This is a genomic window from Stenotrophomonas sp. LC732 (assembly GCF_052446685.1).
Lineage (GTDB): Bacteria > Pseudomonadota > Gammaproteobacteria > Xanthomonadales > Xanthomonadaceae > Stenotrophomonas > Stenotrophomonas muris.
In genome coordinates this window covers 4,326,155-4,350,700 of sequence record NZ_CP199214.1, presented here as the reverse complement: position 1 = coordinate 4,350,700, position 24,546 = coordinate 4,326,155, and the positions used below count along the sequence as shown (strand labels likewise).

The window sequence follows — 24,546 nt, the reverse complement described above, 5'->3', positions numbered from 1 at the left end:
CAGTCGGCGCCCGCCTGCTCAGCGGGCCGTCACCCGGGTGGCGACCGCCGGCAGGATATGGTGTTCGCTCAAGGGTGCCAAGGGCAGGCCATGCGGTGGTTGCAGCGGCACCCAGGCCAGTTCGGCAATTTCGGCGCACGCCTGTGGCGTACCGTCCACCTGCACCCACCAGGCCTGGGCCTGCACGCGGTGGCCGGGCTCGTTCACTGCCCAGTCCTCGAACGTGCCCAGTGCGATGGCGGCACCGGTGCACAGCTGCACGCCCAGTTCCTCGTGCAGTTCGCGGGCCAGCGCCTGCAGCGGTGCTTCGCCGGGTTCGGGCTTGCCACCGGGCTGGATGAAGCGGCGGGCACCGTGCTTGCGCACCAGCAGCGCCCGGCCGCGGTCATCCAGGATGACCGCGGCCACGATCCGGATCATGGCCGCGGCGTTGCTCACTTCAGGTTCTGCTCGAACAGCTTGAGGATGCGCTTGTACTGGTCCAGCCAGGAATCGGCACGCACGTAGCCGTGGCGTTCCAGCGGGTACGGTGCGATCGACCAGTTGTCCTTGTGCAGTTCGATCAGGCGCTGGGTCAGGTTCACCGAGTCCTGGAAGAACACGTTGTCATCCATCATGCCGTGGGCGATCAGCAGGTTGTCCTGCAGGTTCTGCGCGTACTCGATCGGCGAGGACACGCGGTACGCCTCCGGATCGATGTCCGGGGTGTTGAGGATGTTGCTGGTGTAGCCGTGGTTGTAGTTGTGCCAGTCGACCACCGGGCGCAGCGCGGCGCCGGCCTTGAACGTGCCCGGCGAACGGAACAGCGCCATGAAGGTCATGAAGCCGCCGTAGGAGCCGCCGTAGATGCCGGCGTGGTCACGGTCGCCCTGCTGGGTGTCGACCAGCCAGTCCAGGCCGTCCTTGTAGTCTTCCAGTTCCGGGTGGCCCATGTTGCGGTAGATGGCCGTGCGCCAGTCGCGGCCGTAGCCCTCGCTGCCGCGGTAGTCCATGTCCAGCACGATGTAGCCCTTCTGCACCAGCAGGTTGTGGAACATCTGCTCGCGGAAGTAGGCCGGGTAGCGCTGGTGCACGTTCTGCAGGTAGCCGGCGCCGTGCACGAACATCACGATCGGGTACTTCTTCCCCGGTTCCTTGTTTTCCGGCTCGTAGTACTTGGCCCAGACCACGCCGGCACCGTGCCTGGACGGTACCGCGACCAGCTTCGGCTGGATCCACTCACGCGCCTTGTAATCGGCGGTGCGGGTATCGGTCAGCACGCGTGCCTGGCCACCGGTGCTGGGCAGCACCGCCAGCTGCGGCGGCAGGTAGGCACCGGAGTAACGCACCAGCAGCTGCTGGCCATCCGGCGACAGCGAGAAATCCTCCACGCCATTGAGGCTGGTCAGCTCGCGTACCTGGCGGTTGCCGGTGTCGACCGCGCAGACTTCGTAGTCATGCGGCTCCTGCTGGTTGCACAGGAAGTAGAAGCCCTTGCCATCGGCCGACGGCACCGGTGCCGAGGTCTCCCACTTGCCGCTGGTCAGCGCCTGCGGCTTGGCGGTGCCGGCCTGGGTGTACAGGTGCGAGAAGCCCGATTCCTCGGACAGCAGCCACAGCGTGCGGCCATCGGCCATCCAGCCGAAATCGTTGAAGCCCCAGTTGATCCAGGCGTTGTCGGTCAGGCGGTGGCGGTTCTGCACGCGGCCGTCGGCGGCATTGACGCTGATGATCCAGCGGTCCTTGTTGTCGTTGGCACGCAGCATCACCGCGGCCTGCTGGCCGTCGGCGCTCCAGCGGATGCCGCCGCCCATGAAGTCGCTCATCACCTGCACGCTGCGCTCGCCCTTCAGCGCATCCTTGCCGGCCTTGCGGCGCAGCTCGGCCAGCGGGTCGGTCCTGATGCCCGGCAGGCTGGACAGCGAGACTTTCTCGGCCTTGCCGGTGCGCACGTCCACGTACCACAGGGTGTGTGGCTCGAAGCCGTTGCGGCCGACGCGGGTGCGGGTGTCCTCGGTTTCCTCGTAGCCCGATTCGGTCACGTACAGCGGCATCTTGCTGGTGCGGCCGTCGTCGAAGTCCTTCGGCTTGGTCACCACGATCAGGTGGGTCAGGTCCGGCGACAGCACGCTGTCACCGATCTCGACGTCGGCGCCCAGGTACACCGGGCCCGGTGCGCGGGTCGGGTCGGCCTGGCGCCAGCGCTGGTCCTGGTCCTTCAATGCCTCGCGCTGCTCGCGGTCGCGGCGCAGGGTTTCCAGCGTGCGCAGCTGCTGGTCGCGCAGCACGTCGGCCTTCGGTGGCGTACGCGGGTCCTTCTCGGCCTTCAGGCTGGCCACCTGCTGCACGCCGCTGGCGGCGGTCCAGTGGAACCAGTTCTGGCCGACGCGCCAGATCACGCCGTTGTCGGCGGCAAAGTTCACGTTGCCCGCGCGCTCGTTGCTGCGGGTGAGCTGGGTCAGCGCGCCGCTGCGCAGGTCGCGCACGAACACATCGCCATTGCGCACGAAGGCGCTGCGGCTGCGGCTGCGGTCGTAGACCGGCTCGGCCACGTCCAGGGTGCCGCGCTGGTCATCGGCCACCTGCGCGGCCACGCCACCGGCCACCGGCTGGCGGAAGGTATCGCGTACCGGGCTGCCGTTGCGCTTGAGCTGGTACTCCACCTGCTGGCTGTTCCACGACCACCAGGCCTTCTCGACCGGCGGACCGATCCAGTCCGGGTCGGCCATGGCCTGTTCGATGGTGATCGGCGTCGGCGCGGCATGCGCAGCCGGTGCGGCCAGCACGGCCGACAGCAGGAGGGACAGGGGCAGCACTCGGGACATGGGCGGACGGCACCAGTAGAGGAAACCGGGCAAGCGTAGCAGCCGCACGGGCCCGGGGCAGGGGCCACAGGTCATGGCAGCGGAATCGGCAAAATGGCCCCCTCCAGGTCGCTGCGACGGCGTGTGCGGCATGATGGCCATTCCGTTCGGATGGAACCGATATGTACTGCTACGACTACAGGATCTCGCTGCGCGTGCAGCACCCAACAGAGGCCGGCGCCGGGATTGCCGCCCGGCTGGATCTGGAACCGGCGTTTTCCCGAGACGTCGGAACCGGATACCGGGATCGCGACGGCAGCCTGATCAGCGGGCATGCGGAGACCCGCGTGGTGTTCGTACTGGAGAGGGGCAAGGACGGCTGGCTGATGGATGCCTGGCCGGCGTTGGTCGATCTCCTGCGGGCACGCGCCGATGTGATCGGGGAACTGCTGCAGGAGGGGGCTTCGATCGGCGTGCGTGTCGGCATCTTTGGAAAGACCGCATGGGCGGGTTTTGTGCTGGATCAGCAGTTGCTGCGACTGTTGGCGGACCTGCAGCTGGGTTTCCAGGTGGAGACCTATTTCCCGGAGCCGGCGGACACGCCCGGCGCCAGCGACGAGGTGGCAGGCAGCTAGTGCAACCGGTTGCCGTGGTCGCGCATCCATTCTCCTGAACCCGCATCATCCATCGAACAGGAGCCCGACCATGCAGGAACTGATCCCGATCACCCTCTTCATCTGCATCGCCTACGCGATCCATGCCATTGCCGATGCGCGCGCGCGCAGCAAGCTGGTGGCCCCGCACGTGCCGGAGGAAGTGATCCGCTCGCTGGCCGTGCTGGAAGAAGAGCGGCGCCGCCAGGGGGCGTTGCGCTGGGGCATCAGCCTGGTCTGCCTGGCCCTGGCCATGGCCCTGCTGGAGGCCATCGGTGCGCGTGACCTGACCTTCGGTGCCGCTGCCGCGCTGGTCGGCAGTGCCGGCCTGGGCCAGCTGCTGGCCTGGCACTTCACCCGTCCTGCCGCACGCAAGGGCTGAGCCGGCGCATGCCACGGGCACAGGGGGCGCCCCGCGCATGAGCCTGCTCGGCGAAGCGCTGTCGGCACTGCGGGGCCGTCGCCGCGAGGATACGGCGGCGACGGCGGCTCCCCCCAAAGCGCTGGACGCGGACCAGGCCCTGGTGCGGGCCATCATCGATGGCTCACAGTCGGCCTTCGCGCAGCTGGTGGAGACCCACCAGCGCACCTGCGCGCATGTGATCGGACGCATGGTGGGCGACCGCGACCAGGTGGCTGACCTGCTGCAGGAAACCTTCCTGGCCGTGTTCCGCCAGCTGCACCGGTTCCGCTTTGAATCTTCGTTGCGTACCTGGGTTTCGCGGGTGGCCTACACCACTGCACTACAGCACCTGCGCCGGCGGCGGCTGGAGGCGCAATGGATGGTGGCGGTGGAGGTGCCGGAGGAACTGGGGATCGGCGATGAAGGCCCCGGGCCCGCCGAGTTGAGCGAGGCGCTGCAGGCCGGGCGCCAGCTCGGCGCGGCACTGGAACGGCTGAGCGCGCCGCAGCGCCTGATCGTCGGCCTGCATTACCTGGAGGATTTCGATCTGGCCGAGATCGAGCAGGTGACCGGACTGGCACGCGGTACCATCAAGAGCCACCTGCACCGCGCGCGCCAGGTCCTGAAGCAGGAACTGACGCGGCATGCCACTGTCGGAGAGCTGCTGTGAACCCACCCACCGATCCTCGCGATGCGGAAGCGCGCGTGCTGGCACAGGCGTTGCGCGAGCAGGCGCAGCAGGAAGCAACGCCGGATGTGAGCGAGGCGCTGCAGAAGCGCATTGCCGCTGAGTCGCGCGACGGTGGCGTGGGCTATGTGGTGGTGCAGGTGCTGTTGTTTGGCGCGCTGCTGGCTGCAGCGGCCTGGTATTTCTGGCTCTGAGGCGCCCTCTGGGCGGTGGGCCGTTCCAGTCGCCGTTGGCAGATGCCGACCTGGGTCGGCGTTTGGGCGTGTGTGCCAACCAAGGCTGGCAGCTACCAGAACGGTTGACCCCTGCGACAAAGTGAAGCAGCGCGTCACCCGGTCGCATCCCACCTTAACGAAATCCTCCTAAAGTGGTCCGGTATCCCACCGGTCGCAGGCAGGAGGCGTCCCTTGGACGCGTTGTTGTTGTCCCGGATCCAGTTCGGATTCGTCATCAGTTTCCACGTGCTGTTCCCGGCCTTCACCATCGGCACGGCCAGCTGGCTGGCCTTCATCGAATGGCGCTGGCTGCGCACGAAGTTGCCCGTGTGGCGCGAGCTGTATTTCTTCTGGCAGAAGATCTTCGCGGTGTCGTTCGGCATGGGCGTGGTCAGCGGCATCGTCATGGCCTTCCAGTTCGGCACCAACTGGCCGCGGCTGAGCGAGGTGGCTGGTACGGTCATCGGCCCGCTGCTGACCTACGAGGTGCTGACCGCGTTCTTCCTGGAAGCCAGCTTCCTCGGCGTGATGATGTTCGGCTGGGGCCGGGTCTCGCCGCGCCTGCATTTCCTGTCCACCTGCATGGTGGCGCTGGGCACGTTGTTCTCCACGTTCTGGATCCTGTCGTCCAACAGCTGGCTGCATACGCCTGCCGGCTACGAGATGGTCAACGGCATCGTGCATCCGGTGGACTGGTGGCAGGTGGTGTTCAACCCCTCGTTCCCGTACCGCTTGGCGCACATGGCGCTGGGCTCGTTCATCACCACCTGTTTCGTGATTGGTGGCGTCGGTGCGTGGTACCTGCGCAGGGGCACGCACGTGGAAGCGGGGCGGCGCATGCTGATCGCCGCCGTTGCATTCGCGGCATTGACCGTGCCGGTGCAGATCTTCGTCGGCGACATGCATGGCCTGAACACGCTCAAGCACCAGCCGATGAAGATCGCGGCGATGGAAGCGCACTGGCATGAAACCGAGGAAGGCGAGGGCGTGCCGCTGGTGGTGTTCGCGCTGCCGAACGAGAAGGAAGAGCGCAACGATTTCGAAGTGGCCATCCCGAAGCTGGGCAGCGTGATCCTCACCCACAGCCTGGACGGCACCTTCGACCCGCTGACCTCGGTACCGGCCAGCGAGCGGCCGCCGGTGACGCCGGTGTTCTTCGCCTTCCGCATCATGGTCGGGCTGGGCACGCTGATGCTGCTGTTGGCCTGGGTGTCAGCGTTCCAGCTGTGGCGCAGGAAGCTGCTGGATTCACCGTGGCTGCTGCGCGGATGGAACTGGATGCTGCCGAGTGGCTTCATCGCGCTGCTGTCCGGTTGGTTCGTCACCGAGATGGGGCGCCAGCCGTGGGTGGTCTACGGCGTGCTGCGCACCGCCGATGCGGTTGGCCCCCAGAGCGCGTGGATGACGGCGTTGTCGCTGGGCGTGTACGTGGTCGGCTACGCCTTCGTGTTCGGCTGGGGCATCTGGTACCTGGTGAAGATCCTGCGCCACGGGCCGCAGCCGTATGCCGAGGGGCCGTCCCTGGACCATGGCAGCCATACGCCGGCACGCCCGCTGTCGGCGGCTGACGAACCGCTGGAGGAGCGCTGACATGGACCTGATGACCTGGCTGCCGGTGGCGTGGTTCGCGGTGATCGGCTTCGGCGTGCTGATGTATGTGGTGCTGGACGGCTTCGTGCTCGGCATCGGCATCCTGGCCCCGTTCGCCGAGGACGAGGAGCAGCTGGACCTGATGATGAACACCGCCGCGCCGATCTGGGACGGCAACGAGACCTGGCTGGTACTGGGCGGCGCCGGGCTGCTGGCGGCGTTCCCGAAAGCCTATGCGGTGCTGTTGTCGGCGCTGTACCTGCCGGTGCTGCTGCTGGTGGTGGCGCTGGTGTTCCGCGGCGTGGCGTTCGAGTTCCGCTTCAAGGCACATCGTTCGCGCCGGCTGTGGAGCGTGGGGTTCGGCCTGGGCTCGCTGCTGGCCACCTTTGCCCAGGGCGTGATCCTGGGCACGCTGGTGCAGGGCATCCCGCTGGTGGACGGTGCCTACCAGGGCGGCGCGTTCGCCTGGTTCAGCCCGTTCGCGATGCTGACCGGTGCCGCGCTGGTGGCCGGCTATGCGCTGCTGGGCAGCACCTGGCTGATCCTGAAGACGGAAGGGCGCGTGCAGGCGCTGGCGCGGCAGATGACCCGCCCGCTGGTGGTGGCGGTGATCGCGGCGATGGGCCTGGTGAGCAGCTGGCTGCCGTTCCTCGATTCGCGGTTGATGGACCGCTGGTTCAGCGACGGCAACTTCTGGTGGCTGTCGCCGGTCCCGCTGCTGACCCTGGCGGTGGCGGCCGCGCTGTGGCGCAGCGCGACCCATCCGCGCCGCGACCTGCCGCCGTTCCTGCTCAGCCTGGCCCTGTTCGTGCTCGGCTTCCTTGGCCTGGTGCTGGGCATGTGGCCCTACCTGCTGCCGCCGTCGATGACCCTGTGGCAGGCCGCCGCGCCGGCCTCCTCGCTGGGCTTCACCCTGGTCGGGCTGGTCATTCTGCTGCCGGTCATCCTCGGCTACACGGCGTGGTCGTACCGGGTGTTCCGCGGCAAGGTGCACGCCGACACCGGTTACCACTGATCGTTTGAATGCGGGGCCGGCCGGTGCCGGCCCCCGCGTTGGGGAATGTGAAACCTGCACACCCCGCGCAGGACGTGCTAGCGTGCGCTCCTTTCCGGCGGCCAGGGGGGCAGCCGGCGACGTCCTGGACGGACGCACGGCTGCAGGAATGGGGGGCCGCCGCGCGTCGCCGTAATGGCTCGTGCCTATCGTTCTCCCGTTGAAGCACCATCGCTAAATGATCGAATTCTCCATCGTCGACTGGGCCGCCTGGGCGCCCGGCCTGAGCGAGCGTAGCCAGTGGCTGGGCTGGGCCGATGCGCCGTATCCGCCGCAGGGCGAAGACACGCCGGCGTTGGCCGAGATCCCGGCGATGCAGCGCCGCCGCATCGAGCGGCTGGGCCGGATGGCGATCCAGGCTGCCTGCTGGTGCGAGGACGGGCAGGGCGCTGACAGCCAGGTGCCGCTGGTGTTCGCCAGCCGCCACGGCGACGTGGCCCGTTCGATGGACCTGCTGGGGGCGCTGGCCAGCGATCAGCCCCTGTCCCCCACCGGGTTCGGCCTGTCGGTGCACAACGCGATCGCGGCGCTGTACTCGATCGCCCGCGGCCACCGCGGCAACTACCTGGCGCTGGCCGCCGGCCAGGCCACGGTCGAGACCGCCTGCCTGGAGGCCGCCGGGCTGCTGGCCGATGGTGCCCGCGAAGTGCGGGTGGTGGTCTATGAGTCGCCGCTTCCTGAAATTTACGCGACGTTTGCCGACGAACCCGACCCGTTCTTTGCCTGGTGCTGGCGTTTGACCGCGCCGACAGCGGGCCAGCCGACGCTCTCGCTGCAATGGGAGGCGGCGCCGGAGGCCACCGCCACCGCCCCGGGCACGCTGCCGCACGCGCTGGACCTGCACCGCTTCCTGCTGTCTGGCGCGCCGGCGCTGGAGCACGTGGCCCAGGGCCAGCGCTGGCGCTGGGGACGCCGTGGCTGAGGCGCTGCGCCGCCTCGATCATGCCTGGCGGGTGTTCGGCACCGGCCTGAGCTTCGCCGCATTTGGCGTGGGCGGCCTGCTGCTGGGCGTGCTGGTGATGCCGGTGCTGCTGCTGATGCGCGACCCGGTGGTCCGCCGCCGCCGGGCCCGCCGCGTGGTCCAGGTCGCCTTTGCCAGCCACCTGCGCCTGATGCGTGCGCTGGGGGTGATGACCTACCAGATCGAGGGCGGGGAACGCCTGCAGCGCGACGGTTTGCTGGTTCTGGCCAATCACCCGACCCTGATCGACGTGGTCTGCCTGATCTCGCTGCTGCCCAACGCCGATTGCGTGGTGAAGCGGGCCGTGGCCTGCAACCCGTTCATGCGCGGCCCGGTGCGGGCGGCCGGCTACATCGCCAACGATGACGGGGCCGGCCTGGTCGACGACTGCGTAGCGGCGGTGCATGCCGGCGGTACCCTGGTGATCTTCCCGGAGGGCACCCGCAGCGTGCCGGGCCAACCGCCGCGGCTGCAGCGCGGGGCCGCCAACATCGCCGTCCGCGGCCGGCTGGACATCACCCCGGTACGGATCACCTGCACCCCGCCCACGTTGACCAAGGGACAGAAGTGGTATCGTGTCCCCTCACGTCGCTTTCACGTTCGGCTGCAGATCGGCGAAGATATCCCGATCGCGCCCTTCCTGGCCGATGACGACTCGCCAAGGGGGGATGCCTTGGCAGCACGCCGCGTCACCGAGCACCTTTCTCGTTATTTCGACCTGTCTGGAGATCCGCCCCGTGCAAGCACTTGAGCACGAGATCAAGGAATTGATCATTTCCTCCCTTTCGCTGGAGGACATCACGCCGGAGGACATCGATCCGACCGCGCCGCTGTTCGTCGAGGGCCTCGGCCTGGATTCGATCGACGCGCTGGAACTGGGCCTGGCGCTGCAGAAGAAGTACGGTGTCAGCCTCTCGGCCGATTCGGAAGAAACCCGTCGCCATTTCTCCAGCGTGCGCGCGCTCGGCGAGTTCGTCGCCGCCCGCCAGTCGTAACGGCGCCAGGAATTGCCATGACCAAGAATGAACTGTTCGAACGCATCGTCAGCATCCTGACCGACAGCTTCGAGATCGAAACCGCCCGGATCACCCCCGAGGCCCGCCTGTACGACGACCTGGACATCGACAGCATCGATGCGGTCGACCTGATCGTGCAGCTCAAGCCGCTGCTCGGCCGCAATCTGCAGCCGGAAGCGTTCAAGGCCGTGCGCACCGTGCAGGACATCGTCGATGTCGTGCATGGACTGCTGCCGGACCAGGCAGCCGCCTGACCGCAGCGCCGGCGGCTTCGCCATGGCTCGCGCACGTACCGTCGTGGTGGCAGCGATTTCGCTTGCCTACCCGCTGCTGGTGTACCTGGCGATGGGCCGTTTCGAGCCGCGCTGGTTGTCGCTGCTGCTGTTCACCCTGGCCCTGCTGCGTGCACTGAGCACGCGACAGCCGCTGTGGTGGGCCGCCGCCGCTGGCACCGGCCTGCTGGCGGTGCTGGCCACCGTGCTCAACCAGGCCCTGCCGCTGAAGCTGTACCCGGCGCTGGTCAACGTGGTGATGCTGGCGGTGTTCGGCACCAGCCTGCGCTTCGGGCCGCCGCTGGTGGAGCGCCTGGCGCGGCTGCAGGAGCCGGACCTGCCGCCGTTCGCGGTGGCCTATACCCGCCGCGTCACCCAGGTGTGGTGCGGCTTCTTCGTTCTCAACGGCAGCCTGGCCCTGCTGACCGCGCTGTACGCGTCGGACCGGGTCTGGATGCTCTACAACGGATTGTTGGCGTACGTGATGATGGGCGTGTTGTTCGCAGGGGAGTGGCTGGTGCGGCGGCAGGTGAAGGCGGCGCACGCGCATGGCTGAGTGGATTGCCCTGGACCAGCTGCTGCTGGAGGCACGGCCGCAGCGCAGCGTCGGCCTGTGCGACGGCGAGGTGATCGACCATGCCGGCTTCCGCCAGCGCGTACTGGCCTGGCGCGCCGCCTTTGCGGCCGCCGAAGGCCGCGACTGGGCCCTGTACTTCGATGATGCCGTGGCCTTTGCCGCCGCGCTGTTCGGTGCCTGGCATGCCGGCAAGCGGGTGTTCCTGGCCGCCGACAACCTGCCAGCCACGCTGCAGGCGCTGCAGCCGCAGGTGAGCGGCTTCGCAGGCGACGTGTCCGCCGACTACCGCTCGCTGGTGGCGCTGGACGCCGCGCTGGACGATGAGCTGCAGGCGCTGGACGAGCGCGCCTGCGAGTTGTGCGTGTTCACCTCCGGCAGCACCGGCCAGCCCAGTGCGATCGGCAAGCGCTTGGACCAGCTGGCGCGCGAGGTGGAGGCGCTGCAGGCCGCGTTCGGTGCGCAGATGGAGGGTGTGCAGGTCCATGGCACGGTGTCCCACCAGCACATCTACGGGCTGCTGTTCCGCGTGCTGTGGCCGCTGGCCGCCGGCCGCCTGATTCATCCGCGCCGGTTCTTCCACGAAGACCTGGTGGGTGCGCTGGCCGGTACCGATACGGTGCTGGTGGCGACGCCGGCCCACCTCAAGCGCCTGCCCGGGCAGCTCGACTGGGCCAGCCTGCATGGCCGCCTGCGCGCGGTGTTCTCCTCCGGTGGTCCGCTGCCGGAAGACGCAGCGCGGCAGGTGCGGCAGTGGCTGGGCGTGGCCCCGACCGAGGTCTATGGCAGCAGCGAGACCGGCGGCATCGCCTGGCGCCGCTGGGACATCGACCTGCCGCCGTGGCAGCCGCTGCCGGGCGTGCAGTGGCGCATCGACGATGGCTGCCTGGCGGTGGCCTCGGCGCACCTGGACACCCCCGGTTGGTGGCGCACCCAGGACCGTGTCGAAGCCCTGGCCGACGGCCGCTTCCGCCTGCTGGGCCGGGCCGACCGCATCGTCAAGATCGAGGAACGCCGGGTGTCGCTGGATGCGCTGGAACGCGCGCTGCGCGAAGACGCCGAGGTGGATGACGCGCGCGTGCTGGTGCTGCCCGGGCAGCGCGAGCAGCTGGCCGCCGTGGTGGTGCCGGCCGATCCGGCGCTGCTGGAGGGCGGCGACGCTGCGCGGCGGGCGCTGGGCCAGCGCCTTGGCGCCCGCCTGGCGCATGCGCATGACGCAGTGACCCGGCCGCGTCGCTGGCGCCTGGTGCAGGCGCTGCCGATCAATGCGCAGGGCAAGGTGACCCAGGCCGCGCTGGCGGCGCTGTTCCAGCCGTTGATGCCGGTGCCGGCGTGGGATCACCGCGATGCCGCCAGCGCCACCCTGCGCATGACCCTGGACCCGGCGCTGCGGCCGTTCCAGGGCCACTTCCCGCAGGCGGCAATCCTGCCCGGCGTGGCGCAGCTGGACTGGGCGGTGCGCTTCGCCCGCCAGGCGTTTGTGATGCGGGGCGCGTTCGTGCGCATGGATGCGGTGAAATTCCAGCACGTGGCCCGCCCCGGTGACGAGTTGACCCTGCAGCTGGACTGGGATGCCGCACGCAACGTGCTGGCCTTCCGCTACACCTCCAGCCACGGTGTGCATGCCAGCGGCAGGGTGGTTTTCGCTGCTGCGGACTGACCCGGCCGTTGCCGGTGCCGCATTCGCGCCACTGGTGGTGATCCCTGTCTACGACCACGAGCACGCCATCGCGGCGGTGGTCGATGGCGTGCAGGCCGCGGGACTGCCCTGCCTGCTGGTCGACGATGGTTCGCACGATGGGTGCGCGGCGGTGCTGCGCGCGCTGGCACAGCGCCAGGGCGTCGACCTGCTGCGCCTGGACGTCAACCAGGGCAAGGGCGGGGCGATGCTGGCCGGCTTTGCCGAGGCCGGCGCGCGTGGCTACAGCCACGTGCTGCAGATCGATGCCGACGGCCAGCACGATACCACTGACCTGCCACGCTTCATCGAAGCCGCGCGCGCCCATCCCGAGGCGGTGATCTGCGGCATTCCGGCTTACGACGCCAGTGTTCCCAAGGCGCGCCTGTATGGCCGCTACGCCACCCACATCTGGGTCTGGATCAACACGCTGTCGCTGCACCTGCGCGACACCATGTGTGGCTTCCGCGTGTATCCGCTGCCGCCGGTACTGCGCCTGATCGGTGAAGAGACCATCGGCCGGCGCATGGATTTCGATACCGAAGTGATGGTGCGGCTGTACTGGCGGCAATTGCCGGTCGAGCACCTGGCCACGCGTGTGACCTATCCATCCGATGGCGTGTCGCACTTCGATGTGTGGCGCGACAACGTGCGCATCAGCCGCATGCATACCCGCCTGTTCTTCGGCATGCTCTGGCGTGCGCCGCGGCTGCTGTGGCGCCGCCTGCGGGGGCAGCGCTGAGATGGCGGCCGCGCAGGGTGCCCCGCACTGGGCCGACATCGGCGAATCGACGTCGGTGGCCGGCGTGCTGTTCCTGTGCTGGGTGCACCGCTGGTTCGGGCGCTGGCCGTTCCGCCTGTGCGTGTGGCCGGTGGTGGCCTGCCATTGGCTGGGCAACCGTATAGGGCGCCAGGCTTCGATGCAGTACCTGCAGCGGCTGCAGGCGCACAGCGGCGTGCTCGGCCGCGCGCCGACATGGCGTGACAGCCTGCGCCACTTCTTCGCCTTCGCCGATACGATGCTGGACAAGATCCTCGGCCTGGGCGGGCGCTACCCGGCCGAGCGCATCCACCTGCATCGTGACCTGGTGCTGCAGAAGATCGCGCGCCGCGAGGGCGGGCTGATCCTCACCGCGCACATCGGCTGCCTGGAGCTGTGCCAGGTGCTGGCCGAACAGGTGCCGGGGTTCCGCATCACCGTGCTGGTGCACACCGCGCATGCGCAGCGCTTCAACCGCCTGCTGCAGCGGCTGGACCCGCTGGCGGCGGTGGAACTGGTGCAGGTGACCGAAATGGGGCCGGCCACCGCGGTGATGCTGGCCGAGCGCGTGGCGGCGGGGGGCTTCGTTGCCATCGTCGGCGACCGCACGCCGGTACAGGGTGGCCGCAGCGTCACTGCCGATTTCCTGGGCCACCGCGCGCCGTTCCCGATCGGCGCCTATGTGCTCGCCGCGGCGCTGGGCTGCCCGGTCTACACCATGGCCTGCCTGCACGAGGGCGACGGCTATCGGGTGGCATTCGAACAGTTCGCCGAACGCATCGTGCTGCCGCGTGGCTCGCGCGACGCCGCGCTGGCCGAACAGGCACAGCGCTTCGCGCGCTGGCTGGAACTCCAGGTCATCCAGTCCCCGTTGGACTGGTTCAATTTCTTCCCCTTCTGGGATCAGGCTCCGCATGACGACTGACGCCGTACCCGTGTGCCGCTTTGGCGACGCACCGTTGACCATCGAAGACGTGGTTGCCCTGGCCCAGCGCCAGTGCGAGGCCGCACTGAGCGACGCGCCGGCGTTCCGCGCGCACATCCAGCGCGGTGCCGACTTCCTCGACCGCCTGCTGCGCGAGGACGGCGTGATCTACGGCGTGACCACCGGCTACGGCGACTCGTGCACGGTGAACATCCCGCCGGCGCTGGTGGCGGAACTGCCGCACCACCTGTACACCTACCACGGCTGCGGCCTGGGCCGTTACCTGGACCCGGTCGAGACCCGCGCGGTGCTGGCCGCGCGCCTGGCGTCGCTGGTGCGCGGCATGTCCGGCGTCAGTGTGCCGCTGCTGGAAGGCCTGGCCACGCTGCTGCAGCACGACGTGCTGCCGATGATCCCGGCCGAAGGCTCGGTCGGTGCCAGCGGCGACCTGACCCCGCTGTCGTACGTGGCGGCGGTGCTGTGCGGCGAGCGCGAGGTGCTGCATGACGGCCGCGTGCAGCCGGCGGCCGAAGTGCTGGCGAAGATCGGCATGACCCCGCTGAAGCTGCGGCCGAAGGAAGGCCTGGCGATCATGAACGGCACCGCGGTGATGACCAGCCTGGCCTGCCTGGCCTGGCAGCGCGCCGATTACCTGGCGCGCATGGCCACGCGCCTGACCGCGTTCAACGTGCTGGCCAGCGACGGCAACGCGCACCACTTCGACGAAACCCTGTTCGCCGCCAAGCCGCACCCGGGCCAGGGCCGCATCGCTGCGCGCCTGCGCAGCGACCTGCACAGCGAACGCCCGCCGCGCAACGAACAGCGCCTGCAGGACCGCTATTCGCTGCGCTGCGCGCCGCACGTCATCGGCGTGCTGGAAGACAGCCTGCCGTTCCTGCGCCAGCTGATCGAAACCGAACTGAACAGTGCCAACGACAACCCGCTGATCGACGCCGACGGCGAGCGCATCCTGCATGGCGGCCACTTCTACGGCGGCCACATCGCACTGGCGATGGACACCCTGAAAAACACCGTGGCCAACGTTGCCGACCTGCTCGACCGGCAGCTGGCGCTGGTGGTGGATGCCCGCTACAACCATGGCCTGCCGGCCAACCTGTCGGCGGCCACCGGCCCGCGCGCGGCCATCAACCATGGCCTGAAGGCGCTGCAGATCAGCGTGTCGGCCTGGACTGCCGAAGCGCTGAAGCAGACCATGCCGGCCAGCGTGTTCTCGCGTTCCACCGAGTGCCACAACCAGGACAAGGTCAGCATGGGCACCATCGCCGCGCGCGACTGCCTGCGCGTGATCGAGCTGACCGAACAGGTGGTGGCGGCAATGCTGATCGCCGCGCGCCAGGGCCTGGCGCTGCGTGAGCGGGTTGGCCTGAATGCGCAGCTGCATGGCAGTCTGGCCGACATGTACGCCGACCTGGGGCAGCGCATCGCCCTGGTCGAGGAAGACCGCGCGCTGGATCGCGAACTGCGGGAACTGCTGGTGGAGATCCGCGCGCAACGTTGGGAGCTGTATGCCGGTGAATGAGGCCATCGAACGGGTTGGCGAAATTGCGTTGACCCCTGCCTTCCATGACTGCGATCCGATGAACGTGGTCTGGCATGGCAACTATTTCAAGTACTTCGAGATCGCGCGCTGCGCGCTGCTCGGGCGCTACGACTACGACTACCCGCAGATGCTCGAATCGGGCTACCTGTGGCCGGTGGTCGATGCGCGGGTGAAGTACGTGCGGCCGCTGCTGTTCAACCAGGCGCTGCGCGTGGTCGCGCGCATCGTGGAATGGGAGAACCGGCTGAAGATCGAGTATGAAATCCTCGATGCGCAGAGCGGCCAGGTGCTGACCCGCGCGATGACCATCCAGGTCGCGGTGGACGCGGCCAGCAAGGAAATGCTGTACCAGTGCCCGCCGGTACTGTGGGAACGCCTGGGAGTACCTGCGCCGTGAACCCCCTTGTCCGTCTTTCGAGCGTGCTGCTGTGCGCGCTGATCTTCGTTGCCGCACCGCAGGTGCAGGCGGCCGACCCCGCCATCGATGCGATCACCCAGGCGGTGGCGCGGCCGGACGTGCTGCGTGGCCAGTTCAGCCAGGAAAAGCAGGTCAGCGGCTTCAGGAACCCGCTGCGCTCGCAGGGCCAGTTCGTGGTCGCGCGCCGGCACGGCGTGATCTGGACCACGCTCAAGCCGTTCCCTTCCGAAGTGGTGGTCACCGCCGACCGCATCCTGAGCCGCCAGCGCGATGGCAGCACCCGTGTCGAGCTCGATGCACGGCAGCAGCCGGCGATGCGTTCGGTGAACGCGATCATGTTCGCGCTGATGAGTGGCGACGTGCAGGCGCTGTCCAGCCAGTTCAACGTGGCGGCCAGCCGTGAAGGGCAGGGCTGGCGGCTGCGGCTGACGCCGAAGTCGGCGATGCTGGCCAAGGCGTTCCAGTCGCTGACCCTGCAGGGTGACCGCTACGTGCGCCAGGTCGAGATCGTCGAGGCCAACAAGGACCGCACGCAGATCCAGTTCAGTGCATTGAGCGAGGCGCCGGCCACCCTCACCGCCGACGAGGCACGCCGCTTTGAGTGAGGCCGTCGCATCGAACGCACCGGAGCGGCTGCGGCGCTGGTGGCACTGGCTGGGCATCGCCTGGCTGTTGCTGCTGCTGGTACTGGGCGCGCAGCAGTGGCACCTGTGGAGCCAGCAATCGCGGATCGACACCGACATCCTCGCGCTGCTGCCGCAGGATGCGCATGACCGCCTGTTGAGCGACGTCACCCGGCGCATCGCCGACGGCAGCTCGCGGCAGGTGGTGGTGCTGCTGGGCAGCAGGGACGGCGCCGCCGCCAAGCGTGCGCAGGCGGCCTTTGCCGCGGCCATGGCCAAGGACACTGACCGAGCCCTGCTGGTGCCCAGTGGTTCGATCGAAGGCTGGTTCGATGAGGCGCGCGCGTTCTACGCGCCGTACCGCGACCGCCTGCTGACGCCGGCCCAGCGCGAGCAGCTGCAGGGCAGCGAACCGGGCGCGTTGGCCGAGCAGGCGTTGGCCGCGCTGTACGGCCCGATGGGCGCTCCGCGCCTGACCGACTGGCGGCAAGACCCGTTGTCGTTGTGGCCGCAATGGTGGCAGCAGCAGGCGCAGGGGTCGGGGTTGCGGCTGGGCGATGACGGCCTGCTCGAAGCCGAGGGCAGGCACTGGGCCGTGCTGCAGTTCGATACACCGGGTTCGGCGTTCCAGCTCGACGGTGAGCGTCATCTCGACGGCCTGCTGGAACGTGCCGGGCGGGCTGCCAGGGCGGCAGCACCGGAGCTGGAAATCCTGCATGCCGGCGTGCCGCTGCACGCCGAGGCGGCCGCGGTGCAGGCCAACCAGGAAATCAACACGATCGGCTGGGGCTCGCTGGCCGCGGTGCTGCTGCTGGTGTGGCTGGCGTTCCGTTCGCTGCGGCCGATCCTGCTGGTCGCCGCGTCGTTGCTGATCGGTTGTGGCGTGGCGCTGGCGGTGACCGTGCTGGTGTTCGGCAAGGTGCACGTGCTCACCCTGGTGTTCGGTGCGTCGCTGGTGGGCGTGGCCGAGGATTACGGCATCCACTGGTTTGCCTCGCGCCAGGCCGAGCCGGCCGATCGCCGCTGGAAGCTGCTGCGGCACCTGTTGCCGGGCCTGTGGCTGGCCTTGCTGACCAGCGCGCTGGCCTACCTGGCCCTGGGCCTGGCCCCGTTCCCGGGCCTGCGCCAGATGGCGCTGTTCTCGGTGGTCGGCCTGGCCGCCGCGTTCCTCACGGTGATCTTCTGGTTCCCGTGGCTGGATGGCGGCGAGATCCGCCAGACCCGTTTCTCGCAGTGGCTGGGCAACACGCTGGAGCGCTTCCCGCGGTTGCATGGCCGCCGGCCGGTGACGGTGTTCGTGGTGATCACGCTGGCGCTGTCTGCCATCGGCATCGCCCGCCTGCACAGCAATGACGACCTGCGCAGCCTGCAGTCCTCACCGCCGGCACTGATGGCCCAGCAGATCCGCCTGAGCCAGCTGCTGGGCATGCCCAGCCCGGCGCAGTTCTATCTGGTGCAGGGCAGTGACGCTGCACAGCTGCTGCAGCGCGAAGAAGCACTGACCGAACGCCTGCGTGTACTGGCCAACGACAAGCGCATCGGCGGTTACCGCGCGATCAGTGACTGGCTGCCGTCGCCGGCACGCCAGCAGGCCGATGCGGCGCTGACCGCCAAGGTGGAACCGGGCGTGCTGCAGGCCGTGTCCGATGCGGTCGGAGAACCCTTGCCGCGCCCCGACTTCGCCACCACGCCGCTGACCGCGGAGGCGTTCCTGGCCTCGCCGGCCTCGCAGCCGTTCCGCCACCTGTGGGTGGGTGAGGTCGGTGGGCAGATGATCAGCGTGGTGATGGTCGATGACCTGTCGCGCGCCGATGCGCTGGCGACCCTGCGCGGGGCGGCCGAAGGCCTGCCCGGCGTGCGCTGGGTGGACCGCACCGCCGACTTCTCGCAGCTGCTGGGCCACTACCGCAAGCTGATGGGGGGGCTGCTGCTGGTCGGCATCGTGCTGGTGTTCGGCGCGCTGTGGCTGCGCTACCGCCGCCAGGCCTGGCGCGTGTTCGCGCCGACCCTGATTGCCGGTGCGTTGACCCTGGGCCTGCTGGGCCTGTTCGGCCAGCCACTGCAGCTGTTCAACGTGCTGGCACTGATGCTGCTGCTGGGCATGGGCATCGACTACGGCATCTTCCTGATCGAGCACCGCGGCGATGCCAGTGCCTGGCTGGCGGTGTGCGTGGGCGCGGCCAGCACCTGGCTGTCGTTCGGCCTGCTGGGACTGTCGCAGACCCCGGCGCTGCGCGCGTTCGGCCTGACCCTGCTGTTCGGCATCGGCCTGGTCTGGCTGATCTCGCCGCTGTTCCGGCCGCCGCCGCATGATCTGCCGCGGGCCTGAGCCTGCTTCCGACTTCCTTCTTTCCACTTGATCGAGCAACAAGGACGCACCGATGAATACTGCTGTGGATGCTGTCGAACGTACTGAAATCCTGATCATCGGTGCCGGCCCGGCCGGCTCCGTGGCTGCGGCGATGCTGCGCCAGCAGGGCCGCCAGGTGCTGATGCTGGAGCGCCAGCAGTTCCCGCGCTTCTCCATCGGCGAAAGCCTGCTGCCGCAGAGCATGGAGTACATCGAGGCCGCCGGCCTGCTGCAGGACGTGGTCGAAGCCGGCTTCCAGCACAAGAACGGCGCGGCCTTCGTGCACGGCGAAGCGCGTACCGCATTCGACTTCAGGAAGAAGTTCTCGCCGGGCTGGGGCACCACCTACCAGGTGCAGCGCGCCGACTTCGACAACGTGCTGGCGCGCGGTGCCGAGCGCATGGGGGCCACGCTGCGTTTCGGTGATGAAGTGCTGTCGGTCGAAGCCGGCGAGCAGCCGGCGGTGACGGTGCGCCGCCCGGACGGCAGCGAGTACCGCATCGAGGCCGATTTCATCCTCGACGCCTCGGGCTTCGCACGCCTGCTGCCGCGCCTGCTGCAGCTGGAATCCCCGTCCAACTTCCCGGTGCGCGGGGCGATCTTCTGCCACGTGCGCGACAACATTCCGGCCGAAGCGGACTTCGACCGCAACAAGATCCTGATCACCACCCATCCCGAGCACGTCGACGTCTGGTACTGGACAATCCCGTTCTCCAACGGCTGCTGCTCGCTGGGCGTGGTCGCCGAACCGTCGTTCTTCGAGCGCTACGAGGGCGACGACCTGCAGAAACTGCAGGCCATCGTCGGCGAGGACCCGAACCTGACCCGGCTGCTGGCCAATGCCGAATGGGCGGTGCTGCCGGTGCGCCGCATCACCGGCTACTCGGCCAATGTCAGTTCGTTGTGGGGGCCGGGCTATGCCCTGCTGGGCAATGCCGGCGAGTTCCTCGACCCGGTGTTCTCGTCCGGCGTGACCATCGCCTTCAAGTCCGCGCAGCTGGCCAGTGCATGCCTGGCGCGCCGCTATGCCGGCGAAGCCGTGGACTGGGAAGCGGAGTTCTCGGTCCCGCTGCGGGCGGGCGTGAAGACCTTCCGCCGCTTTGTCGAAAGCTGGTACGAAGGCGGTTTCCAGAAGATCATCTACCACCCGCAGCAGCAGCCCGAAGTGCGCGACATGATCAGCTCCATCCTGGCCGGTTACGCCTGGGACACCAACAACCCGTACGTGGCCGATGACAGTGGCCGCCGCATGCGCGTGCTGGAGCAGCTGTGCGGCGCCTGATCGCCCCTGCGACAGCACTGCTGCTGAGCCTGCTGCTGGTGGCCTGCGCCGGCCGCATGCCGAAGCCGTTGGTGGAACTGCCGCCGCTGCGCCTGTCGCCGGCCAGCCTGCCGGCGCCGCTGGCGTTGCAGCAGCAGTTGCATTTCCGGTTCGGCACGCATGAGCGCGACCTGGATGCACTGCTGGAAGCCGATGCGCAGCAGGTGCAGCTGGCGGTGCAGGCGATGGGCCAGACCGGCGTGCGCCTGCAGTGGGACGGCCGGCAGCTGACCCAGCAGCGCGCGCCGTGGCTGCCGCCGCAGGTGCGCGCCGAGCGCGTGCTGGATGACCTGCAGTTCGCGCTGTGGCCGACCGCAGCCATCGCGGCCGCGCTGCCAGCCGGCTGGCAGGTCCGTGACGATGGCCATCAGCGCAGCCTGTCGCGCGACGGCACGGTGTGGCTGCAGCTGCAGCGCCTGGACGATGGCAGCGTGCAGCTGGACAACCGCGCCGAAGGCTATGCGCTGCGCATCGAATCGATCGACATGGCCGGGCCGGATCGATGAGTGCACCGATCTACCTGAACGATCTGGGCGTGGTCTGCGCGCTCGGCGATGGCCGCGACGCGGTGGCTTCGGCGATGTTCGCCGGCGTGCCGGGCGGGCTCAGCGACAACGATACCCTGCTGCCGGGGCACACCCTGGCGCTGGGGCAGGTGCGTACACCGCTGCCGACGCTGGAAGAACTGCCGGCCGCCCTGCGCGGGCGCAACAACGCCCTGCTGGACGTGGCACTGGCGCAGATCGCACCGGCGGTGGCCGCCGCGATCGCCCGCCACGGCGCCGAACGCGTGGCGGTCGTGCTGGGCACCAGTACCTCGGGCATCGGTGAATCCGAGCAGGCCCTACGCACCCATGCCGAACAGGGCCAATGGCCGCCCGGGTTCGATTACGCCCAGCAGGAAATGGGTACTGCCGCGCAGTTCGTGCGCCAGCGCAGCGGTGCTCAGGGGCCGGCGTGGACCCTGTCCACCGCCTGCTCGTCCAGTGCCAAGGCACTGATGTCGGCTGCACGCATGCTTCGGGCCGGTATCGTCGACGCCGTGATCGCAGGTGGCGCGGACTCGCTGTGCCGCTTCACCGTGGCCGGCTTCAGCGCGCTGGAATCGGTGTCGGCCCTGCGCTGCAATCCATTCTCGCAGTACCGTGCCGGCATCAACATCGGCGAGGGTGCCGCGCTGTTCCTGCTCACCCGCGAACCCGGCCCGGTATGCCTGGCCGGCTGGGGCGAATCGGCCGACGCGCACCATATGTCCGCCCCCGATCCGCAGGGCCTGGGTGCCATCGATGCCCTGCAGCAGGCGCTGCAGCGCGCCGGCTGGGCGGCCGATGAAGTGGACTACGTGAACCTGCATGGCACCGCCACCGGCCACAACGATGCGATGGAAAGCCTGGCGGTGTCGCAGGTGCTGGGCAACCAGGTGCCGGCCAGTTCGACCAAGCCGCTGACCGGCCATACGCTGGGTGCTTCAGGCGCGATCGAAGCTGCACTGTGCTGGATCGTGCTGGCCGGGAACCCGCAGCAGCAGCTGCCACCGCACTGGTGGGACGGCGTGGCAGACCCCGCGCTGCCGGCACTGCCGCTGGTCGCACCGGCCACCCGCCTGGCACAGGCACCGCGGCGGGTGCTGAGCAATTCGTTCGCCTTCGGCGGCAGCAATGCCGTGCTGGCGCTGGAGCGTCGATGAACACGCTGTACGCGATCGAAGAGGTGGTGCCGCACCGCCAGGACATGTGCCTGCTGGAGCGCATCACGCACTGGGACCAGGACACCATCGAGGCCGAACTGGTGGTGCCCGACGCGGGCCTGTTCGTCGAGGAGGGCCGGGTGCCGGCGTGGGTCGGCATCGAATACATGGCGCAGGCCATCGCGGCCTGGGCCGGTTGCCGTGCGCGTGCGGCGGGCAAGCCGCCGCAGTTGGGCTTCCTGCTTGGCAGCCGCCGCTACAGCAGCCCGCGCAGCAGCTTTCCCAGCGGATCGCGGCTGCGCGTACAGGCGCGCTGCGAGCTGTTGGGTGACAATGGATTGGGGATGTTCGCCTGCCGCATCCTGGCAGGCGAGGACGAATGGGCGACAGCCAACGTGTCGGTGTTCGAACCGGCCGATGCGATGGCCTATCTGGAGAGTGGACAGGCATGACAGGGAATCGAAGCGTGCTGGTGACCGGCGCCAGCCGAGGCATCGGCCGGGCCATCGCGCTGCGCATCGCGCGTGACGGCTTCGACGTGGTGGTGCATTGCCGCAGCCGCCTGGATGAGGCACAGGCCGTGATGGCCGAGATTCACGCGTTGGGCCAGCAGGCCCGCGTACTGATGTTCGACGTGGCTGATCGCGAGGCCGCACGCGCTGTGCTGGAGGCCGATGTCGAAGCGCACGGCGCGTACTACGGCGTGGTCTGCAACGCCGGCATCGCCCGTGACGGTGCCTTCCCGGCACTGTCAGCGGAGGATTGGGACCAGGTCATCCACACCAACCTGGACGGTTTCTACAACGTACTGCATCCGCTGATCATGCCGATGGTGCGCCGGCGCAAGCCTGGCCGCATCATCACCCTGTCGTCGGTGTCCGGACTGGCCGGCAACCGCGGGCAGGTCAATTACAGCGCCGCCAAGGCCGGCATCATCGGTGCCACCAAGGCCCTGGCGCTGGAACTGGCCAGCCGCCAGATCACCGTCAACTGCGTGGCCCCGGGCCTGATCGAGACCGAAATGCTCAACGATGAAGTGGTTGAACACGCGCTCAAGCTGATTCCCGCCGGCCGCGTCGGTCGTCCCGACGAAGTGGCGGCCACGGTGGCGTTCCTGCTGTCCGAGCCGGCCGGCTACATCACCCGCCAGGTGATCTCGGTGAACGGAGGCATGATCTGATGGCCGCCGATCGTCGCGTGGTGGTCACCGGTGCCGCCGCCATCAGTCCGCTCGGCCACGACTGGCCGACCATCGAGGCACACCTGCGCAGCTGCCGCAATGCGGTGCGTGCGATGCCCGAGTGGGATGTCTATGCCGGGCTGAACACCAAGCTGGCCGCGCCGGCGCAGGATTTCGAGCTGCCGCCGAACTACAACCGCAAGACCACCCGCTCGATGGGCAAGGTCGCGATCATGTCGGTGCGCGCCACTGAGGTGGCGCTGCGTGAAGCCGGCCTGCACGAGCATCCGGTGCTGCGCAGCGGCCGTACCGGCGTGGCTTACGGCTCGTCCTCGGGCAGCCACGAGGCCACCGGTGAATTCGGGCGCATGCTCAACGAGTTCACCACCGATGGCATCAGTGCCACCACCTACCTGAAGATGATGAGCCACACCGCGCCGGTCAACATCGGCGTGTTCTTCGGCCTGTCCGGGCGCGTGTACACCACCTCCAGTGCCTGCACCTCCGGCAGCCAGGGCGTGGGTGCGGCCTATGAAGCGATCCGCAGTGGCAAGCAGACGGTGATGGTGGCCGGCGGTGCCGAGCAGCTCGATGCCACCGCAGCGGCGGTGTTCGACACCCTGTTCGCCACCAGCGTGCGCAACGATGCGCCGCAGACCACCCCGCGCCCGTTCGATGCCGGCCGTGATGGCCTGGTGCTGGGCGAGGGCGCCTGCACGCTGATCCTGGAAGACCTGGAGCACGCGCAGGCGCGCGGCGCCACCATCCTTGCCGAGGTGGTCGGCTACGGCACCAACAGCGATGGCCAGCACGTCACCCAGCCCAGCGCCGACACCATGGCCCAGGCCATGCGCCTGGCGCTGGAGGATGCCGGCCTGGACGCGGCGCAGATCGACTACGTCAACGCCCACGGCACCGCCACCGACCACGGTGACATCGCCGAAACCCAGGCGACCGCGCAGGTGTTCGGCAACCGCGTGCCGATCAGCTCGCTGAAGAGCTATGTCGGCCACATGCTGGGTGCCTGTGGGGCCTTCGAGGCCTGGCTGAGCATCCAGATGATGCGCGCCGGCTGGTTCGCGCCGACCCTGAACCTGGCCGAGGTCGACCCGCGCTGTGGCCAGCTCGACTTCATCACCGGGCAGGGCCGCGAACTGCAGGCCGAGTACGTGATGAGCAACAACTTCGCCTTCGGCGGCATCAACACCTCACTGGTGTTCCGCCGCTGGAGCGAGTGATCCACCGCCCCACCGCACTGTTTCCGCCATCCACCCGCACCCCTGACAAGGAGAAGTTTCGATGCGCCGCACTCTCATGATCGCCACTGCCACCGCGCTGCTGGCCCTGACCTCCACCGCCTCTGCCCGCGATACCCGCGTCGAGCAGTCCCTGCAGGAGCTGGTCAGCTCGCAGGCTGCCAAGGACGCCGGCATCGACGGCAGCGTGCGCTTCTACCTGGCCGGCCAGCCGGTCAGCGTGCAGCAGCGCCTGGGTGAAGACGTGACCAACAAGAAGACCAACGCCGCCAACAAGAGCGATGCCGAGGCCTGCCGCTGGGTCGCGCTGTCGGCGCTGCGCGCGCTGCAGGACGGCGCCAGGTCGCGCGGCGCCAACGCCGTGGTCGACATCGTCAGCTACTACAAGAAGAACGAGTTCAAGAGCAGCACCAATTACGAGTGCTACGCCGGCACCATCCTCGCCGGTGTCGCGCTGAAGGGCACCTACGCCAAGGTCAAGTAAGCGCCCGCGTGGCGGCGGCGTTGGCTGAACGTCGCCGCCACATTGCTGAACCTCGCAAGGGAAACGCCGCCGATCGCGCCGCCATCGTCGGCTG

Annotated in this window: 27 protein-coding genes; 25 read left to right on the top strand and 2 right to left on the bottom strand. The window is 68.8% G+C overall.

Annotation, left to right across the window (positions count from 1 at the left end; translation table 11 throughout):
• Positions 1–18: 18 nt before the first annotated feature.
• Both ACT6SE_RS20530 and ACT6SE_RS20525 read right to left on the bottom strand, forming a co-directional pair.
• Positions 19–438: an NUDIX hydrolase gene (locus tag ACT6SE_RS20530; protein ID WP_032960632.1), complete on the bottom strand. Its 420-nt coding sequence runs from the start codon at positions 436–438 to the stop codon at positions 19–21.
• Entirely contained in the window at positions 435–2,804 is a 2,370-nt protein-coding gene (locus ACT6SE_RS20525) for a S9 family peptidase (RefSeq protein WP_046433212.1), read from the bottom strand. The genes ACT6SE_RS20530 and ACT6SE_RS20525 overlap by 4 nt, the downstream gene beginning before the upstream one ends.
• A 161-nt stretch (positions 2,805–2,965) precedes the next feature.
• On the opposite strand from ACT6SE_RS20525, the gene ACT6SE_RS20520 reads away from it, so the two are divergent.
• The 25 genes from ACT6SE_RS20520 to ACT6SE_RS20400 all read left to right on the top strand — a co-directional run bounded on the left by ACT6SE_RS20520 (position 2,966) and on the right by ACT6SE_RS20400 (position 24,452).
• Complete coding sequence (locus ACT6SE_RS20520) at positions 2,966–3,418, top strand: hypothetical protein (RefSeq protein ID WP_046433210.1); 453 nt, start codon at positions 2,966–2,968, stop codon at positions 3,416–3,418.
• 70 nt (positions 3,419–3,488) lie between these two features.
• The gene (locus tag ACT6SE_RS20515) at positions 3,489–3,818 is read left to right on the top strand and encodes a hypothetical protein (protein WP_005414880.1); all 330 of its coding nucleotides are present in this window, start codon (positions 3,489–3,491) and stop codon (positions 3,816–3,818) included.
• Between the two features lie 37 nt (positions 3,819–3,855).
• Complete coding sequence (locus ACT6SE_RS20510; RefSeq protein WP_046433208.1) at positions 3,856–4,509, top strand: RNA polymerase sigma factor; 654 nt, start codon at positions 3,856–3,858, stop codon at positions 4,507–4,509.
• Positions 4,506–4,721 carry a hypothetical protein gene (locus ACT6SE_RS20505; RefSeq protein WP_014648852.1) on the top strand — a complete coding sequence of 72 codons (216 nt, stop codon included), beginning with the start codon at positions 4,506–4,508 and terminating at the stop codon, positions 4,719–4,721. The genes ACT6SE_RS20510 and ACT6SE_RS20505 overlap by 4 nt, the downstream gene beginning before the upstream one ends.
• A gap of 213 nt (positions 4,722–4,934) precedes the next feature.
• Positions 4,935–6,332: a cytochrome ubiquinol oxidase subunit I gene (locus tag ACT6SE_RS20500; RefSeq protein ID WP_032960628.1), complete on the top strand. Its 1,398-nt coding sequence runs from the start codon at positions 4,935–4,937 to the stop codon at positions 6,330–6,332.
• Between the two features lies 1 nt (position 6,333).
• Entirely contained in the window at positions 6,334–7,347 is a 1,014-nt protein-coding gene (cydB, locus tag ACT6SE_RS20495; RefSeq protein WP_032960627.1) for a cytochrome d ubiquinol oxidase subunit II, read from the top strand.
• A gap of 217 nt (positions 7,348–7,564) precedes the next feature.
• Positions 7,565–8,308 (top strand): beta-ketoacyl synthase chain length factor, encoded by a 744-nt coding sequence (locus ACT6SE_RS20490; RefSeq protein ID WP_014648849.1) that lies wholly within the window; start codon positions 7,565–7,567, stop codon positions 8,306–8,308.
• The gene (locus tag ACT6SE_RS20485) at positions 8,301–9,098 is read left to right on the top strand and encodes a lysophospholipid acyltransferase family protein (protein ID WP_014038937.1); all 798 of its coding nucleotides are present in this window, start codon (positions 8,301–8,303) and stop codon (positions 9,096–9,098) included. Before ACT6SE_RS20490 ends, ACT6SE_RS20485 begins: the two co-directional genes overlap by 8 nt.
• Positions 9,085–9,342, top strand: a complete 258-nt coding sequence (locus ACT6SE_RS20480; protein ID WP_005411610.1) for a phosphopantetheine-binding protein — start codon at positions 9,085–9,087, stop codon at positions 9,340–9,342. The genes ACT6SE_RS20485 and ACT6SE_RS20480 overlap by 14 nt, the downstream gene beginning before the upstream one ends.
• Before the next feature lie 17 nt (positions 9,343–9,359).
• Positions 9,360–9,617, top strand: a complete 258-nt coding sequence (locus ACT6SE_RS20475) for an acyl carrier protein (protein WP_005411609.1) — start codon at positions 9,360–9,362, stop codon at positions 9,615–9,617.
• Positions 9,618–9,639: 22 nt separating this feature from the next.
• Complete coding sequence (locus ACT6SE_RS20470) at positions 9,640–10,191, top strand: membrane protein (protein ID WP_046433259.1); 552 nt, start codon at positions 9,640–9,642, stop codon at positions 10,189–10,191.
• On the top strand, positions 10,184–11,869 hold the full coding sequence (locus ACT6SE_RS20465) for an ApeI family dehydratase (RefSeq protein WP_444811049.1): 1,686 nt from the start codon (positions 10,184–10,186) through the stop codon (positions 11,867–11,869). The genes ACT6SE_RS20470 and ACT6SE_RS20465 overlap by 8 nt, the downstream gene beginning before the upstream one ends.
• Complete coding sequence (locus ACT6SE_RS20460; protein WP_014648846.1) at positions 11,859–12,629, top strand: glycosyltransferase family 2 protein; 771 nt, start codon at positions 11,859–11,861, stop codon at positions 12,627–12,629. The genes ACT6SE_RS20465 and ACT6SE_RS20460 overlap by 11 nt, the downstream gene beginning before the upstream one ends.
• A gap of 1 nt (position 12,630) precedes the next feature.
• Positions 12,631–13,572 (top strand): LpxL/LpxP family acyltransferase, encoded by a 942-nt coding sequence (locus tag ACT6SE_RS20455; protein WP_046433197.1) that lies wholly within the window; start codon positions 12,631–12,633, stop codon positions 13,570–13,572.
• Positions 13,562–15,112 (top strand): HAL/PAL/TAL family ammonia-lyase, encoded by a 1,551-nt coding sequence (locus ACT6SE_RS20450; protein WP_444811048.1) that lies wholly within the window; start codon positions 13,562–13,564, stop codon positions 15,110–15,112. The genes ACT6SE_RS20455 and ACT6SE_RS20450 overlap by 11 nt, the downstream gene beginning before the upstream one ends.
• Positions 15,099–15,530 carry an acyl-CoA thioesterase gene (locus ACT6SE_RS20445; protein WP_032960618.1) on the top strand — a complete coding sequence of 144 codons (432 nt, stop codon included), beginning with the start codon at positions 15,099–15,101 and terminating at the stop codon, positions 15,528–15,530. Before ACT6SE_RS20450 ends, ACT6SE_RS20445 begins: the two co-directional genes overlap by 14 nt.
• Positions 15,527–16,156 (top strand): LolA family protein, encoded by a 630-nt coding sequence (locus ACT6SE_RS20440; RefSeq protein ID WP_046433189.1) that lies wholly within the window; start codon positions 15,527–15,529, stop codon positions 16,154–16,156. The genes ACT6SE_RS20445 and ACT6SE_RS20440 overlap by 4 nt, the downstream gene beginning before the upstream one ends.
• The gene (locus tag ACT6SE_RS20435; RefSeq protein ID WP_032960614.1) at positions 16,149–18,503 is read left to right on the top strand and encodes an MMPL family transporter; all 2,355 of its coding nucleotides are present in this window, start codon (positions 16,149–16,151) and stop codon (positions 18,501–18,503) included. Before ACT6SE_RS20440 ends, ACT6SE_RS20435 begins: the two co-directional genes overlap by 8 nt.
• 52 nt (positions 18,504–18,555) lie before the next feature.
• Positions 18,556–19,806 carry an NAD(P)/FAD-dependent oxidoreductase gene (locus tag ACT6SE_RS20430; RefSeq protein WP_014648840.1) on the top strand — a complete coding sequence of 417 codons (1,251 nt, stop codon included), beginning with the start codon at positions 18,556–18,558 and terminating at the stop codon, positions 19,804–19,806.
• Entirely contained in the window at positions 19,794–20,351 is a 558-nt protein-coding gene (locus ACT6SE_RS20425; protein WP_014648839.1) for a DUF3261 domain-containing protein, read from the top strand. Before ACT6SE_RS20430 ends, ACT6SE_RS20425 begins: the two co-directional genes overlap by 13 nt.
• Positions 20,348–21,532: a beta-ketoacyl-[acyl-carrier-protein] synthase family protein gene (locus ACT6SE_RS20420; RefSeq protein WP_046433187.1), complete on the top strand. Its 1,185-nt coding sequence runs from the start codon at positions 20,348–20,350 to the stop codon at positions 21,530–21,532. Before ACT6SE_RS20425 ends, ACT6SE_RS20420 begins: the two co-directional genes overlap by 4 nt.
• Positions 21,529–21,984, top strand: coding sequence for an ApeP family dehydratase (locus tag ACT6SE_RS20415; protein ID WP_014648837.1), 456 nt, complete (start codon positions 21,529–21,531; stop codon positions 21,982–21,984). Before ACT6SE_RS20420 ends, ACT6SE_RS20415 begins: the two co-directional genes overlap by 4 nt.
• Complete coding sequence (locus ACT6SE_RS20410; protein ID WP_032960607.1) at positions 21,981–22,712, top strand: 3-ketoacyl-ACP reductase FabG2; 732 nt, start codon at positions 21,981–21,983, stop codon at positions 22,710–22,712. Before ACT6SE_RS20415 ends, ACT6SE_RS20410 begins: the two co-directional genes overlap by 4 nt.
• Positions 22,712–23,950 carry a beta-ketoacyl-ACP synthase gene (locus ACT6SE_RS20405; RefSeq protein ID WP_014648835.1) on the top strand — a complete coding sequence of 413 codons (1,239 nt, stop codon included), beginning with the start codon at positions 22,712–22,714 and terminating at the stop codon, positions 23,948–23,950. Before ACT6SE_RS20410 ends, ACT6SE_RS20405 begins: the two co-directional genes overlap by 1 nt.
• Before the next feature lie 61 nt (positions 23,951–24,011).
• Positions 24,012–24,452, top strand: coding sequence for a hypothetical protein (locus ACT6SE_RS20400; RefSeq protein WP_032960605.1), 441 nt, complete (start codon positions 24,012–24,014; stop codon positions 24,450–24,452).
• Positions 24,453–24,546 lie beyond the last annotated feature (94 nt).